The organism is Candidatus Cytomitobacter indipagum, from assembly GCF_008189285.1.
Taxonomy (GTDB): domain Bacteria; phylum Pseudomonadota; class Alphaproteobacteria; order CAJXXZ01; family 1604HC; genus Cytomitobacter; species Cytomitobacter indipagum.
In genome coordinates this window covers 193,179-210,581 of record NZ_CP043315.1, presented here as the reverse complement: position 1 = coordinate 210,581, position 17,403 = coordinate 193,179, and the positions used below count along the sequence as shown (strand labels likewise).

The window sequence follows — 17,403 nt, the reverse complement described above, 5'->3', positions numbered from 1 at the left end:
ATAAAAAACTTAAAAACTATAAAGCAGAATTATAGAATTATAAACAACTAAATAGAAATCTGAAAAACAAAAAGAATAATTATCTTCATCTATAATTACAGATCATAGATTTTGATTCAACTTTAGTTTTTTAATTATCACAATTCACTTAAATCATTTCTAATGCGACTCTTATTTATTGCTCAAAATCAATTAAATTAATTGCATAAATCTCATGTATGCTATATAAAATTCTTTGAACAATTAATTCTAATTCAATTCTAATTTATTGTATAAAATTGATTTCATAGATTTGCAAGACTGTTTATTTGATTGCTAATTATTGTGATTGATAAATTGTATTATTATGCAAAATAGTGATTTGTTATGCTATTAATTATTATTATGAAAAATACTTGCATAACAAAAGAAATTCTGGGAAAAATCCTCTAATTCCTAATAGAAATTTTCATAATTAATTAATTTTTACTTATGGACTAAGCGCTCCATTTAATTCTGCTGTTAAATTTCTTACAGTACTTTGTGTATTTTCTGGCTTTTCATGTGAAGTTAAATCATTTTTAGACAGCTGTCTTTCAATTGTATTTTTCCCACCAAGAGAAGCTCTTGCACGAATAGATCGTCTATTAAGAGATGCTTCCAAATTATTTTTAGCTTCTCTAAGCGCATCTACATTGTACTCAACATTTTCTGAGCGTTTCTTAGCACCAGCAATATAATTTTTACCAATAGAAGGATTGCTTATAATCATATTATCCAATGCTTTTGCAAATGCAGAATCTTGTATGCAATGGTAAAAGAATTTAGGAATATTATCAATACTACCCTCTGTGAAAACATTGCCTTCAGTTCGATATGGAAGATCAAGAAGCTTTGTTATTAAATCAGATCTTAATGATGTCCTTAATGACAAAACAAAAATTTGCTTGCTCAAATCTAAGGCAATGGGTATTTCGTTATCGCATATATATGTTTTATAACTCATATAAGAGTCAATAATTTTCCCCGTTATATCATAAAATTTTCCAAGATTTTTTCCATATTGCTCTGCCCTTTTATTTGCTGCTTCGTCTTGATTTTTCTTTTCTTGGCTCACTGCAATAGAATCAACACAATCAAAAATGAATGTATTAACATCTAATTCATGCAATTTACTAAATTCATCTTGAATGTATTTTACTGATTCATTTATAGCGCTCTCATGTTTTGTAATTTTATCTTTGTTTTTTTTGGTCAAATCAATTTCCATTGCACTAAATTCATTAAGTGCTTTGCAAATTTTAACTTCTGATACTTGGATATTTTCTATTTTCTTTTTATTGTCTTTCTTCCTTTTTCCTGAATCTATCTTGGAAACAGGGTTGCGTTGTTTTTTCTCTTGTACAGCGATCAATTTCCCAATTGATTCTGCAAATTTTTCTATTTTTTTACTTACTTCGTTTACTTGACCATCATTCATTATTTGTTTCGCTTGAAGCAAATTGCTCAATTCTTCAAATACATTTAAAGATTTTTGAATGCAATCCCATGCTTTTTCTTCTTCATAAGTAAATTTATTATGATGAGCCTTTGTTTTTCCAACTCCATATTTATCACAAACAAACACAGGCAAAAGCTCTTCTTGCTTTTTCAGCTCTTCAATCATTTTGCAAACCATCTCATATGCATTCATTCCTTCAATTCCTTTGAAAATTTCCAAATCTCTTAGTTTGTCAAGTATAGATTTTTTGATTGAAGTTGGAATATTAACCCCTCCTTCAAACATTGCATTGATTTCTTGAAATTTATCTTCTGGAGTATATTCTTTGCAAGATTTGCCACCTTTTGTGTATTTATAACTCAACACATCAATAAAAGATGATGCTTTATAATACAGATCACTAAACAATCCCTTTAAATCTTCATGCATTTTAAACACATTGCTCAATTTTTCTGAATTTTTCTTCGATTGAATTTCGCTTTCCATTTTCATGTAAAGGCGTTCTAATTTTTTTGACACATCTTCAACGCTTGCAGTGGATTCAATGCGCGCTACATGGTCCATTAATTTATTTAGCTCATTATGCAATGCACCTAATTTCTCTTTATTTTCTTCATTAATGACAATCTCATTTGATCCTATAAATTCTTCAATCTTCACTACTTTGTCATATAATGCAAGATTGCTCTTAATATTCTCTACTATATATTTTAATTTACTGTTGCTGCTTTCTGCATCAATTTCCTTTTTCAAACTACTATCAATCCCAACTAATAGACCAGGATATTCTTTAGAAATAAATTCAATCAATTGAGAAGTGTTCTTATTTTTTGCATTTTCACAAATAGAGTTCATTCTGCTTATATCAGAGCTAACTTTGTCTAAAACAAAACTTTGAAACAATTTATTGCTAAAAAACTGTTTCTCTATTTCTCTAAATTCTTTTTCTTCTTCACTTTCAATACTTTTTTTATTCAAATCATCTTGATCTTCTTGGCAGCCTTCCTGTATACCGCTACCCTCTTCAACAAATAAAGCAAAACTTTCTTGAGGATCAACGCTTTTTTGACTTTCTGAATCTTGACCTGTTTTTTCTACAGGAAGGCTAACATTTAATTCATGAAGTGAATGATCTCCTGCATGCGCATCTTCAGGATTAGGGCGCAGTGAATTTATAGATAAAATAGATACGTCTTGTGTAGGCGAATTAACTGAGCATGACTTATCTTGTTCTAAATTTTTACTTCTATTTTCTTGATCAACTTTGGAACTTTGTCCACTTATAGCTCCTTCAATCTCATTTCTTTTTTTAACTATTCTTTTTTTAGCTTTTGACTCTGTTTGAGTTTCTTTTTCTGAAAATTCAACTTGATTGCTTCGCAAAACTTCCAATTCTCTTAGGTTTTCTTGAATTTCCAGAGCTTCTTTAGCTTCTTCAAGCTCTATTAATGATCTTTGACAGATTTCAAATTCTTCTAAAGCTTTTCTAAAATTATCAAAAGTCATTTCAAATTTTTCCTTTGCTTCTAATTTCTCTCTATCAAAAACTTCATGGTCATTAATTTCACACATAGCAAGCTCACGATCTTTCTCTATTAATAATCTTTCATTTTTTTCTAGAAATTCTTTAGATGTTTGCAATTCTTTAGCTTGAGATTCTAGAGATACTTTTTGTTTTTCAGCCTCATCTTTAGCTATTTGCAATGCTTCAGTTTTAGCTTCTAGAGCTATTTGCAATTCTTCGGCTTTAGCATTTAGCTCTGTTTGCAATTCTTTAGCTTGCTTTTCAACTTCTACTTGAACTGTTTGCAATTCTTTAACTTGAGATTCTAGAGATATTTTTTGTTTTTCAGCCTCATTTTTAGCTGTTTGCAATGCTTCGGTTTTAGCATTTAGCTCTGTTTGCAATTCTTTAGCTTGAAATTCTAGAGATACTTTTTGTTTTTCAGCCTCATCTTTAGCTATTTTCAATTCTTCGGCTTTAGCTTCTAGATTTGCTTGCAATTCTTCGGCTTTAGCATTTAGCTCTGTTTGCAATTCTTTAGCTTGCTTTTCAACTTCCACTTGAACTGTTTGCAATTCTTTAGCTTGCTTTTCAACTTCTACTTGAACTGTTTGCAATTCTTTAGCTTGAGATTCTAGAGATATTTTTTGTTTTTCAGCCTCATTTTTAGCTGTTTGCAATGCTTCGGTTTTAGCATTTAGCTCTGTTTGCAATTCTTTAGCTTGAAATTCTAGAGATACTTTTTGTTTTTCAGCCTCATCTTTAGCTATTTTCAATTCTTCGGCTTTAGCTTCTAGATTTGCTTGCAATTCTTTAGCTTGCTTTTCAGCTTCTGCTTGAATTGTTTGCAATTCTTTAGCTTGAGATTCTAGAGATACTTTTTGAGCTTCAACTTCTGCTTTAGCTGTTTGCAATGCTTCGGCTTTAGCTTCTAGAGCTATTTGCAATTCTTCGGCTTTAGCATTTAGCTCTGTTTGCAATTCTTTAGCTTGCTTTTCAGCTTCTTCTTGAATTGTTTGTAATTCTTTAGCTTGAAATTCTAGAGATACTTTTTGAGCTTCAACTTCTACTTTAGCTGCTTGCAATGCTTCGGTTTTAGCTTCTAGATTTGCTTGTAATTCTTTAGCTTGCTTTTCAGCATCTGCTCTAGCTGTTTGCAATGCTTCGGTTTTAACATTTAGCTCTTCTTGTAATTCTTTAGCTTGATTTTCAGATTCTGCTTGAACTGTCTGCAATTCTTTAACTTGAGATTCTAGAGCTATTTGTAATGCTTGAGCTTGTATATCAGTATCTACTTGAATTGTTTGCAATTCTTTAGCTTGAAATTCTAGAGATACTTTTTGAGCTTCAGCCTCATCTTTAGCTATTTGCAATGCTTCAGTTTTAGCATTTAGCTCTGTTTGCAATTCTTTAGCTTGATTTTCAACTTCTGCTTTAGCTATTTGCAATGCTTCAGTTTTAACATTTAGCTCTGTTTGCAATTCTTTAGCTTGATTTTCAGCTTCTGCTTTAGCTATTTTCAATTCCTCAGCTTTGGCTCCTAGTTCTTGAGTTTTTTCTTGAATCTTAGTTTCAGCTTCTGCTTGAATTGTTTGTAATTCTTTAGCTTGAGATTCTAGTTCTTGAATTTTACCTTCGGCGTCTGCTTTAGCTACTTGTAACTCTTCGGTTTTAACATTTAGCTCTGCTTGCAATACTTCGGTTTTAGCCTCTAGAGCTATTTTTTGAGCTTCTGCTTCTGCTTGAACTGTTTGCAATTCTTCAGCTTGAGATTCTAGTTCTTGAATTTTACCTTCGGCGTCTGCTTTAGCTACTTGCAATTCTTGAGCTTGAACCTCTAGATTTGTTTGCAATTCTTGAGCTTGCTTTTCAGCTTCATCTTTAGCTATTTTCAATTCTTCAACTTGCTTCTTAGATTCTTCATTTTTAGCTTCTAGATTTGTTTGCAATGCTGTAATTTCTTTAGCTTTTTCTTCAGCTTTAGCTTCTAGAGCTATTTGCAATTCTTTAGCTTGCTTTTCAGCTTCTGCTTGAATTGTTTGCAATTCCTTAACTTGAGATTCTAGAGATACTTTTTGAGCTTCAACTTCTACTTTAGCTGCTTGCAATTCTTCGGCTTTAGCATTTAGCTCTGTTTGCAATTCTTTAGCTTGCTTTTCAACTTCTACTTGAACTGTTTGCAATTCTTTAACTTGAGATTCTAGAGATACTTTTTGTTTTTCAGCCTCATCTTTAGCTATTTTCAATTCTTCGGCTTTAGCTTCTAGATTTGCTTGTAATTCTTTAGCTTGATTTTCAGCTTCTGCTTTAGCTATTTTCAATGCTTCGGCTTTAGCTTCTAGAGCTATTTGCAATTCTGTAATTTCTTTAGCTTTTTCTTCAGATTTAGCCTCTAATTCAGATATTTTTGTTGAATTTTTCATATCAATTAATTTTGCATAATCAATAAATTTACTTAAAATTGCCTCATAAAACAATCGCTCATCATCAATTTTTTTTCTACTCTCTTCTTCATTTTTAATTAATTTTGCAATAATATTTTCAATTTTATATTCTTCTATTTGCTCAGTTTGCATATCAGCATCTGTTTTTTCTTCAACCTTAATTTGGAATAATTCTGATTGTTGTTCAACTAATGACACAACTCTGCTATCTTGATTTAATAATGATTTCAATTCTGATTGCATTGTAAATAGCTCTACAGGATTAATTTGACTAGATACTAAGCTTTGCTCTTGAACTAATAATTCCACTTTCTTAGCTTGGGTATCTAGAGCATCTGTCAAAGTTGATGCATCGTATGCTTTCTTCAATGTAACTGGAACAATCTTATCTTCGCTTTCCAATTCTGGATTAACGATTTTACTTAAAGTTTTTTCTACTGGAGTTCCATTTCCTGAGCGATTAGGTGATGATACCTCTGAAGTTCTAAAAGAGCTCCAGGAGTAATCTCTCCCATTTAATATCTTCTCAACAATGTCTGACATATATTTTCCATTTTCACTTATGTCATCCCACTTAATATCATCGCTTCTCTTGTATAAATTAGCTCTATTTCTGTATCGCGAAGGAATTCTTTCCCATGCATTTTTATCAAATTGATACGCTTTAGTAATTCCTCCTATGTATACAAGTTTGAGGATTTTGTTCATCAATTTGCTATTAGACACATCAATAATTTCATCTTGAGTAACTAAAAATGAAAATCCTTCTTTTTGAACTACTGCGCCAATTAAATTATCTATTTTATTTATACAATCATTCAAACAACTTGAAACTATATTTGATAAATCTTCAATTTTATCTCTACTTCCAAAATCTCTCTCAAGATTCTCATGTTTATGAAAATTAATCACATTGGATAATTCGTCACATCTTTTGAAAGTTTGGCCCGATATATCCATTCTGTTTGTGCTTGTCTCATCAGTGATTGCAAAAATAGATGAGGTTAACAATAATAAAAGTTTTGCATTATGCTTCATGCTATTATATTAACAATTAATTAACAAAATTGAAATGCTGATCATTTGTAATTAAGAAGTGATTTTCTATAATTACCAATACTTCCAATCAAACTGAAGACAATAGCTTGTTTTTTCCATTGAAGGCAAATGATCTATTAAAATCTGAAATCACTGATTTTTCTTTATTTTTGCAGCATTATTGATTTATTTTGCACAATATTGATAAGTTTGATTTTTAAAAATATTAATAAATTTAAAAGCTATTTATTGAATAATTTTTCTTTTTTAAGTATAATACTTTTATTGCCGGATTAGCTCAGTTGGCAGAGCGACTGATTTGTAATCAGTAGGTCATTGGTTCGATTCCGATATCCGGCAAATTCTATTTGTTGAATAATTTTCTTTTTAAACATAATATTCATTTCATAATTTAAAACTAATAAATTTAATTAACAATTTAAATTAGCAAAATTTAGTATAATGCCTATCTTTAGCAAAATAAAGGAAGTCAAGATAAGCAAGATAAGTAAAATGACCTCTTGTCAGAAAAATCAATTTTTATTGATTGTTTTCCTCGTCCCCTTCTTCTTTGTCATCTATTTCTATTTCATTCATCGCAACTACTTTCACTAGCTTATCATTATCTAATCTAGCCAATCGCACGCCTTGTGTTTTTCTACTTGCAACTCGTATTTCATTTGATCCACATCTGATTATTTGTCCATTTTCACTCATCATCAAAATCTCACTATTGCTATCTATTCTATATGCTCCAACAACTTTTCCTGTCTTTTTTGTCACATCTAACGCTGAAACACCTTTTGCTCCACGTTTAGATCTTCTGTAATTACTTTCTTCACTACGCTTTCCATATCCATTTTCACTAACAGTCAAAATCATTGCTTTATCTTCTGGGCTAATTAGAGTTGCAGAAACAATTTGATTATCTTCATCTCCAGATAAATTCATACCAATAACTCCATGAGATGATCTGCTATTAAATATTCTAACGTCTTTTATAGAAAATCTTACAACTTTTCCAGCAGATGATGTCAGCAACATATCATCGTCGTCGCTGCAAATCATTGCGCCAATTAATCTCTCATCATCTCCAAGTTTCATAGCAATTTTTCCGTTTGATCTAATTCCTTGGAAATCGCTAATTGCATTTCTTCTTACATATCCTTTTGAAGTTATGAAAATCATAGTATTTTTATCATCAATCTCAAGAGGAAGCGCTAATGAGCTCATAATTTTTTCATTTCCACCTAGAGGGAAAAAGTTCACTAATGCTCTACCTTTATTACCTCCTGCGCTAACAGTTGGCAATCTATAAACTTTCATGGAATATGAATATCCCAAACTACTGAAGAAAATTACTTCTTGATGGGTGTTTGCAACAAACATATGCTCTACAGGATCATCTGACACCATGCCGATCTTTCCTTTTCCTCCACGTTTTTGCAATCTATATGAAGACAAAGGCATGCTTTTTACATAACCCTTATTACTACTCAAAGTAACGACCATATCTTCTGATGTAATGTAGGATTCATCAGTCATTTCTTCTAAATTAATATCAAGATCTGTTCTTCTAGGATTTCCAAACAATCTTTTAATTTCTAATAAATCATCTTTAATAATTCTAAATCTCTCACTACGATCATTAAGAATTTTTAGATACTCTCTTATGTTTTCTCCTAATGCTTCTAATTGATCTAATAATTTGTTTCTTTCAAGACCTGTTAATTTGCTCAACCTAAGATTCAATATTGCTTTTGCTTGCTCTTCAGAAAAGAAATATTGGTCTACAGGCTCACAGCTCTCACTAATGCAGTTAAGATATCCTTTAATATCATCCCAAGACCATTCCATTTGTTGCAAACGACCTTGCGCTTCTTGTGTGTCTTTAGAAGTTTTTATGCAATGAACAATTTCATCTAATTTTTTAACTGCCAAAAGCAATCCCCACAAAACATGCGCTTTTATTCTATCGCTATTTAAGAAGAATTTTGTTTTTCTTATAAGGACTTCTTCTCTATAATCAAGAAAAATATCCAAACATTGCTTTAAATTTAATTGTTTTGGCCTATTATTATGCAAGGCCAATATATTAGCATGAACAGAAACTTGCATTTGAGTGAATTTATAGATTCTACTAGTCATCAAATTAGGCTCAGCATCTTTTTTCAATTCTAGAACCACTCTCATTCCATCTTTATTTGACTCATCTCTAAATATATGAATGCTATTCAAAATCTCTGTTTGCATTAAATCAGCAACTTTATCCATCAAATTTTCTTTATTAACTTGATAAGGTATTGAAGTAATTACAAGAGCATTTCTTCCATTTACAACTTCTTGATGCATTTTTCCTCTTGCAGTAAAACTTCCCCTTCCTTTTGTGTAAATATCTATTAAGCCGCTGCCTTTAAAAATCACTCCACCTAATGGAAAATCAGGAGCAGGAATATATTGCATCAACTCTATTGAGGTTAAATTTCTATTGTCAATAAAAGCACATGTAGCATCTATTACTTCAGATAAATTGTGTGTAGGTATAGATGTAGCCATTCCAACAGCAATACCACTAGCTCCATTAACTAATAAATTAGGGAAACGAGCCGGCAATACTTCAGGAATTTCAAGAGTTCCATCATAGTTAGGATACATATCAACTGTATCTTTGTCATAATCTTCTAAAAGATACTTCGCAATCTTTGCAAGACGAGCCTCAGTATAACGCATAGAAGCAGGCTTATCTCCATCAATAGAACCAAAGTTACCTTGACCATCAATCAATGGCGCGTATATAGAGAAATCTTGAGCCATTCTTGCCATTGCATCATAAATTGCAGAGTCTCCATGAGGGTGATACTTACCCAAAACATCACCAACAATACGAGCAGATTTTCTGTGAGGATTCTCTGGCATACAATTAGTTTCTACCATGGAATATAAAATTCTTCTTTGAACTGGCTTCAATCCATCATAAGCATCAGGTACTGCCCTGCTAGTTATAACACTCATCGCATAATCTAAATATGAAGACTGCAGCTCTTCTTCAAAAATCTTTTGCTTTAAGTTAGGTTGATCTAAATTTTTTTCCATTATAAAGGAATTATATTAGGATTAGAGAGTTTTGTCCATTTGCGCCTTTATAACGCTTGAAATTTCAAATATTCTTCTTCGCTTGCCATTGGATATTTTGGGACCCCTACTACATTCTCGAGATATTTTTTATCACTCATGTCATTTGGAACCCCGTAATTATTTTTACTATTTGCATTGATAATGCTACAAAATTCTGCAAAGTGTTGTTTACAAAATATCTTCTTCTGTATTTTTATCCCATTATTTGATTTAGCTTCTACTACTATTCTCCCAATTAGCATTTCACGAATCATAAAATTTCCTTGCCTGTCAATTTCTTCAAGATCATTTTGAAATTTTTCTCTCAACTCTTTTATTTTTTGTTAATTCTATGCTCATAGAAGAATTCTTTTCTATAATAGCGTGCTCATCTAAAGATAGTGGCTGGAAAACAACTTTTTTTATTTCTAAAATCTCTAAAATCTCTGTCTGCTTCTCTTCCTTAATAATTGAGCAATGATTTTCCTTTTTTATTGCATATCCATCATCTATCCATGTCTCTTCATCATAATGAGCATAAGGTTTTCTCAATATTTTAATGGCATTTCCTTGATTCATTGTTATTGAATTCTCTGAATATTTAGCTATTTAAAATGGACTTCCTAAATAATTCATTTCAAATTTAATTGCATTCAACATTCCATACAATTTTCTTTCTCTAACATAATTTCTTCCATCATCTCTAATATAATTTCCACTAGCTATTTTTTCAGATAAAGCATTCTTAAGAATTTCTTCATCATCTTTCTTCTCTGCATATTCATTTCTTTATATTTGCAATTTGAGCAACGCATTTACTTTTCAACCCCATGCCCTACTTTCAACTAAGCTCAGTTCGCAATCAACAACTCTATCTTAATTCATAACTATCGCACTACAGCTTGCGAAAATTGAATACATTAACAATATAGTTTTAATATTCTTTATGTATTAATTTAATGTATTTCTTAAAATCTACAAATAAAATAATGAAAATATTGGCACAAAAAATGCTTTACAAAATTCAATATATCTAATTCATTGAAAATATAAGCACTTTTATTTAATGAAAAATCTTTCCAATTTATGCAAAAGAAGTCATGCAGTTTATATGTTATATACTTTGATTAATTGCAGAACGCTTTAATTAAATAATTTCTTGAATTAAATATTTTTCAAAAAAGAGTCAAAGATGCAAATCTATCTTTTTAATGATAATCAAAAGAGCGGATATAGACATGAAATCAAATTGCAAAATTTGAACAATCAAACTAAAGCAAGAAGATTGAGAAGTTTTCAATAATCTCAAGATTGATTTGGAAGGAAAATTTAAGAATATAAAGTTATTCAAAAATCTCTAAAAGCCTGAAAAGTATAGCTAAATATAAAAATTATATCAACTGAAAAATAAATAATTGAAGGATTGCAAGCTCAAATTACAAAATTATAAACAACTCAGAAATTTCTAAAATCAAAAAATAAATCCAAATGCTGAAGTTTCATAAGATGAAAAATAAATTGAATGAAAATAAATCGACTATAGATCATAATTCATTACAATATATTTATACAATCAAAAAAGATCAATTTATATAAACTTTTCCTCATTATAATGACAAAATGCCAAGCATAAAAATCATATTCTTCGATTAATTCTTATTACTTAATGATAATTATTTTGTTTGATTAGAAAATTTATCTGAAATTCAATATAATAGCAAAATCGATGAAATACAATTATCGCAAATGCATATAAATTTATAAAATGAATCATGAAAACTTCCTGTATTTAATAAGCCAAAACTACATATCTAACCTATCTATAAATGCTTGACAACTAAAGTTAAATCTAAAAAGCAAGCTAAAGCATTGCAAATATATGAAGAATTTCTAGAAGTTAAAAAAAAATGACTAAATGATAAGACTTAAAGAGTTTCAAGAAGATAAAATCTTTAAAAACTCAAAACAAAATTAAATTCTAGAGTTATAGAAATTAAAAAATAATCTGAAGCACCAATGTAAGTCAAGGTGGATTTTAGAAAATAAATTGAATTATTTGCAAGATCAAATAATAGAATTGCAGATATCTAAATAATATCTATAAATTCAAATACAAACAATTTGCATTTTCATGATTGATATTTGAAGCTTTTATTGAAAAAATCAGTCTAAAGTATCTGATTCTCTCTCTTCTACTATATCAATTTGCATGTCTTTATCTTCTTTAATGTTTCTATTTTCTTTAGAATTATTGTTTCCTCTAACCTCTCTGCCTTCTTTATTTATAGATACAGGAGGTCTTTTGTCCAATATGGTAGAATGTACAAATACAGCAGGATCTTTTCCACGCAAATCAAACATTGTGTATTTTATTGCCTTCCTGATCGTTCCTGCAAGTTTTTTCTGAACTTTTCTGTCTTCTTGATCCAGTCCTGCAATAACTTTTCTTATGCTTTCTTTGATATTTTCTTTCAATGGATCAAATTGTTCGCATATTCCTGAAAATGTTGTGATCAACTTAAAGTATCCCTTGCTTCCAATTAGAACACTAACAAAAACACATCCATTTTCTAGCCAATATCTTTCACTCATTGTTTGTCCGTTATATGGGACAATTCCTTTTCCATCCAAAACAGATTTAGAAACATGGAAATTATGAATTATGCGCATTCCACCTAGGTCTATTCTAAGAACATCACCATTTTTAACAACAGCAGATTTAATTCCCATACCTTCACCAAGTGCTGCATGTGCATTTTGTTGCAATCTTTCTCCATGCACAGGAACCAAGAATTTTGGTTTCAAAATCTTGTACATTTTCTTAAGATCATCTCTTACAGGATGTCCAGAAGCATGAATTGGATTTTCATCTGAATATGTTATAACAGTCACATTGTTCTTTGCAAAATTATTCAACATTTCAGATACTTCTTTTTCTCTTCCAATAATTGTCTTGGAAGCAATAATAACTGTATCATCTTTATCCAATTTAATTTTTGCATGATCATTCTCAGATAATCTCTTCAATCCAGAGTTTGGCTCACCTTGTGATCCTGTGCATATAAACAATATTTTATCTTTATGCATTCTGTACCCTTCTTCTTCTGTCAAGAAATCAGGCAAATTGTTGAAATATCCATGCTCATAGGCAGATTCTTTTATTTTATGAATAGATCTTCCTACAAGAGCAACTTTTCTTCCATATTTTTGCGCTAATCTAGCACATGAATCAATTCTTGATACATTAGAAGCAAAACATGCCATCGCTATTCTATTTTTATCAAGTTGAGCAATTATTTTTTCAATAGATTTCTTTACTGCTTCTTCAGATACAGTTTCAGTGTCTATCATAGCATTTGTTGAGTCAGATACAGCAACCAAAATACCATCTTTAGCTGCAGATTCTAGTGATTTGTAATCAGTTTTATCTCCAACAACAGGAGTTTCATCCAATTTCCAATCACCAGTATGCATTATATTTCCCAAAGGAGTTTTAATGTAAACCATCGCACTTTCAGGAATTGAGTGAGTAACATTAATCAATTTAACTTTGAACGGATCAAGAGAAAATTCTTTACCCATTTCAACTGTATTAAGAGTAGCTTTTACCCCATGATCCACTAATTTCTTCTTAATTAGAGAAGATGTAAATGGGTTTGCAAATATAGGAATATTCAACTCTTTGATAAGATGGGGAATTGCTCCTATATGATCCTCATGTCCATGAGTAATGACAAGCCCCAATATATCTTCATGATTCAAAGTTTTGATAAAGCTTATATCTGGCAATATTATATTTGATCCAGGAAGGTCTTCAAAACTCATTCCCAAATCGACAAGAATCCATTTTCCGTTGCAATGGTACAAATTTAAATTTAGTCCAAATTCTCCAGATCCGCCCAATGGGACGAAACAAAGAGAATTATTATCTATATCAAAAGATGTATTTTCTTTACTTTGCACTATTTTATTTCTGAAATTATTATTTTTTCTGAAATTATTGTTATTTCTATTCATTTTTCACCTCTTTTAATTAGATTTATATCAATATTCAATGATCGTAATTTTTCAAGAATATTTTCATACCCTCTTCCAATTAGATGTATATTTCCTATTTTAGAAATGCCTTTTGCCAAGCATCCGGCTATCAAATAAGTCATTCCTGATCTTAAGTTTTCAGATTCTATAATTTCATCTGGAGCTATTAATTGAGCATTTCCGCACACAAAAGCACTATGTTTGTGATTTTGTTGATGAAACTGACAAGGAGATCCAATGCAATTTGTAACTACATCACTCTTAACTCCAAATTTGTTCAAATTCTTTAAATGAGCCAATCGATCTTCAAATAATGTTTCATGCACAGAGCTAATTCCATCGGCTTGCGACATCATCAAAGTAAGCATAGGTTGGTAATCAGTAGAAAAAATAGGATATGCTCCTGTTTCAATTGATATACTTTTTAGCTTCTCTCTACGAAAAAAACGAATTCCTTCAGGTATTCTCTGAAATCCCCCACCCATTCTTTGATATATTCCAAGAAAAGTTGAAAGATATTCAATGTTATCTACATTATGCACATCTATTGATCCATCACTACAAGCAGCAAGAACCGCCCATGAGGCTGTTTCAATGCGATCACTTATAATTCTGTAATTAGCTCCATATAAAGTTTTTACACCCTCTATCGTTATTTCACTTTTTCCAGTCCAATGTATTTTTGCTCCCATTTGTTGAAGAAGAGAAATTAAACACAATATCTCTGGCTCTGTAGCAACATTGTCTAGAACAGATATTCCTTCAGCCAAAACAGAAATTAGCAAGCCAAATTCTGTAGCACCTACAGATGGAAAAGGAAGAGTAATTTTTTGCCCAACTAACTTAGAAGTTTTTTTGGCTATATATTGATTTTCCTCTTCGGACATTTTGATTCCAAATTTAGACAATATATCGAAATGAAAATCAGTCGATCTGGGTCCAAATTTGCATCCATCCATTTTCGGAACAGACACAATGTCGCTTCTATGCATTAAAGCAGCTAATAACAAGATGGTTGTTCTTCCGTATAAAACATCTTTATTTTCTTTAATTATGAAATTATTTATTGTTCCTGCATCAATTGAAATTACGTCTTTATTATGTTCAAACTTTACTCCTATTTCATTTAGCAAATGTTTGATAGACTTAATGTCTAATATATCAGGAATGTTTTCTAAAATAGAAATATTATCAGAAAGCAAAGTAGCAATTATAGCTTTAATGGATAAATTCTTAGCGCCTCCGCATCGAATTTGTCCAGAAAAATTATATCCGCCCTTTACTTGATAAAAATCCACGAGCTATTCTATCATAAAATTAATTTTTTTAGTATAAAATGTTATTGTGTTTTGCAAAATAAAAAAAGTACGTAATTTTCTATTTATAGTAGTATTTTTTGCTATAGGTTTTTTTGGTTATCAAAATGGATTTTCTAAAGATGTTGTTTTAGAAAATGAAAATGCTCAAATTTCAACCAAAGAAAATGGACCGGCAATGATACTGATATGTGATTTGAATAAAAATCAAGGTCAATCTTTAGTAAGAAATTCTATGATTTCTATTTTAAAATTAGGGAAAATTAATAGTATTTTTAAAGATAAAATAAAAATTGTTGCAATAATAAATACTGATTATGAAGATCAAGAAATATTGCCTCAATTAAGATCTGTTCAAAGACATCATAAATTTGAAATGGAATTCTTTGTTGATCATAAAAATTCTTTTTCCAAAAAAATGTCTGCAAAAAATAAACCTATAGTTCTTTTGATAAAAGATGGAAAAGTAAAGTATAGAATGGAGAATCCTGAATTCAATTGGGATAGCGCAGAAGGAATTCAATTAATTGTAAATAATTTTGGAATTATGTTTTGAGCAATTTAAACAACTTAGATCAAGATAATTTGCAAAACAATGCTAATGCAAATGAATTAAGCAAAAATGACGATAAAAAGAAAATAGGACATGCAATTTCTTCTATGGGTTTTTGCAGTAGAAGAGAAGCAGAGCGATTGGTTCAATATGGGCGCGTATGTGTAAACGGAATCAGGATAAATGAATGCGCTGAAAGAGTTAGCAATAGCGATGAAATAACTGTAGATGGAAGACAAATAAAGAAATCTAGTAAAGTTTTTATATTTCACAAACCAATCAAGTATTTAACAACCCACAACCCGCAAGATGGATACGAAACTATTTTTGACATAATAAATATTAGAGAGCATCTTACATTTCTAGGAAGGCTTGATTATATGTCTGAAGGATTGGTTGTTTTAACTAATGTTCCAAGTTTGGTGAAAATATTCTCTTCTTCAAACTATAAAAGAGTTTACGACATATATGTAAACCATATAGACAGATCATTTGCTTCTGAGATCAGAAATCCATGCTTAGATGGTCAAGAATTAATGAGAATCAATATGACCAATCAAACAAAATTAGTTGGGTGTTATAAAATTAGATTAGAGCTACGCGAAGGAAAAAATAGAGAAATAAGAAGAATATGCGAAAAATGCAATATGACAATATTTAAATTAAAGAAAGTGCAACACGGGCCATTTAAATTGGGAAATTTAAGTCCTGGAGAAATACAAGAAATCAATTTTTCAAAAGTGTCTGATTATATATCAAATAATCATAAATCAAACAAATCATAATTACTATTCACATCTTAACTGTGCATATTTCAATATAGTTTGCGCTTATAATTTGCGCATAATGCATATAAAATAAATGTATGAAAAATATAAAAGTTATACTGCTGGCATCACTTCTTTTTAAAATTGAAAAATCGCTAGCCATGAATTCAGAGAAATTAATTGATCATACATCAACTCTGTCATGGAATCAAATCAATGCTGCTAAAATCGAAAATTTAGAACGTAAAGCAGATGAAGTACAAAAAGAATTTGAAAAGCAAAAAGAAGAGTTAAAAGTTAAAATAGCTGAGTTACAAAATGCTAAACAAAATCTTTATAATGCTAAACATGATGAAATATATCAAGTTAACGACGATGGAAGAACATTGCGTGGAACATTGCGTGGAATTAGATTTGAACAACTCTATGAAGGAAATAAATTTGAAAGAGAAAGAATAATAAACGGATTGGTTGAAATGAATGAAGGGGGAAATTTTAGAATATTTATGGATACTTGCATATCTAGCAATGATATATTTATAGATAATGGACGCTTAGTTTCAATAAAAAAATCTATCTATTCGATCAAATACAACACAGAAGAAGAAAGAAGAGAATCACTAGAAATTATAGAAAAAATTCATAAAAATAAAATGAAAAAAATTGTTTTTAGGCCAGCAGAAAAAGATTTAGATCAATATACTGATATGAGAAATTATAAAGATGACTATTTGGAATCTTTAATGACAAGCTTGTCTGCATATAAAGCATGAGATGAGTAAAAACAAGCAAATAAGCAAAATAAATTAAAAAGATATTAGCGCAAACTTCATTTATGCTAATAAGAAATTCAACTGTTTCAAAAATTAAAAACATGAGAATGAAATGAGAGATATATAGATTTATATATAATTTTAAAATTACCAATGAAATTAGCATTATTAATAAAATTATAAAATCATTCTGAACAAAGGTTTTTCCATAAAATTTTCCATGTAATATTTATATCAAATCTTTCTTATGTATTGCCTAAATAATATTAATCGAGCTTTTTCACGCAATCAATAATAATTCAACCTGCATTTTCTAATTCATCTACTTTGCAGCTTTTTAAAAATCATTATTACTGTGGAAAATAATGAATTAATT

General features: G+C 30.0%; 9 protein-coding genes and 1 tRNA gene. 4 read left to right on the top strand and 6 right to left on the bottom strand.

Annotated features, from left to right (window positions below):
• Positions 1–469: 469 nt before the first annotated feature.
• Positions 470–6,466, bottom strand: coding sequence for a hypothetical protein (locus FZC35_RS00875; protein WP_148980782.1), 5,997 nt, complete (start codon positions 6,464–6,466; stop codon positions 470–472).
• Positions 6,467–6,753: 287 nt separating this feature from the next.
• Between FZC35_RS00875 and FZC35_RS00870 the strand changes: the two genes are divergently transcribed.
• Positions 6,754–6,826: transfer RNA gene (locus tag FZC35_RS00870), tRNA-Thr, on the top strand.
• Positions 6,827–7,006: 180 nt separating this feature from the next.
• Here the strand turns inward: FZC35_RS00870 and gyrA are convergent.
• The 5 genes from gyrA to FZC35_RS00845 form a co-directional block, all read right to left on the bottom strand.
• On the bottom strand, positions 7,007–9,559 hold the full coding sequence (gyrA, locus tag FZC35_RS00865) for a DNA gyrase subunit A (protein WP_148980781.1): 2,553 nt from the start codon (positions 9,557–9,559) through the stop codon (positions 7,007–7,009).
• A 47-nt stretch (positions 9,560–9,606) separates the two neighbouring features.
• The gene (locus FZC35_RS00860; RefSeq protein ID WP_148980780.1) at positions 9,607–9,855 is read right to left on the bottom strand and encodes a hypothetical protein; all 249 of its coding nucleotides are present in this window, start codon (positions 9,853–9,855) and stop codon (positions 9,607–9,609) included.
• Positions 9,856–9,886: 31 nt separating this feature from the next.
• On the bottom strand, positions 9,887–10,159 hold the full coding sequence (locus FZC35_RS00855; protein WP_148980779.1) for a hypothetical protein: 273 nt from the start codon (positions 10,157–10,159) through the stop codon (positions 9,887–9,889).
• Positions 10,160–11,743: 1,584 nt separating this feature from the next.
• Positions 11,744–13,597 carry a ribonuclease J gene (locus FZC35_RS00850; RefSeq protein WP_148980778.1) on the bottom strand — a complete coding sequence of 618 codons (1,854 nt, stop codon included), beginning with the start codon at positions 13,595–13,597 and terminating at the stop codon, positions 11,744–11,746.
• On the bottom strand, positions 13,594–14,916 hold the full coding sequence (locus FZC35_RS00845) for a UDP-N-acetylglucosamine 1-carboxyvinyltransferase (protein ID WP_148980777.1): 1,323 nt from the start codon (positions 14,914–14,916) through the stop codon (positions 13,594–13,596). The genes FZC35_RS00850 and FZC35_RS00845 overlap by 4 nt, the downstream gene beginning before the upstream one ends.
• Before the next feature lie 46 nt (positions 14,917–14,962).
• On the opposite strand from FZC35_RS00845, the gene FZC35_RS00840 reads away from it, so the two are divergent.
• From FZC35_RS00840 to FZC35_RS00830, 3 genes are all read left to right on the top strand, one after another.
• Complete coding sequence (locus FZC35_RS00840) at positions 14,963–15,490, top strand: hypothetical protein (RefSeq protein ID WP_148980776.1); 528 nt, start codon at positions 14,963–14,965, stop codon at positions 15,488–15,490.
• A complete protein-coding gene (locus FZC35_RS00835; protein WP_148980775.1) occupies positions 15,487–16,272 on the top strand; it encodes a pseudouridine synthase in 786 nt (261 codons plus the stop codon). Before FZC35_RS00840 ends, FZC35_RS00835 begins: the two co-directional genes overlap by 4 nt.
• Before the next feature lie 80 nt (positions 16,273–16,352).
• A complete protein-coding gene (locus FZC35_RS00830) occupies positions 16,353–17,027 on the top strand; it encodes a hypothetical protein (RefSeq protein ID WP_148980774.1) in 675 nt (224 codons plus the stop codon).
• Positions 17,028–17,403 lie beyond the last annotated feature (376 nt).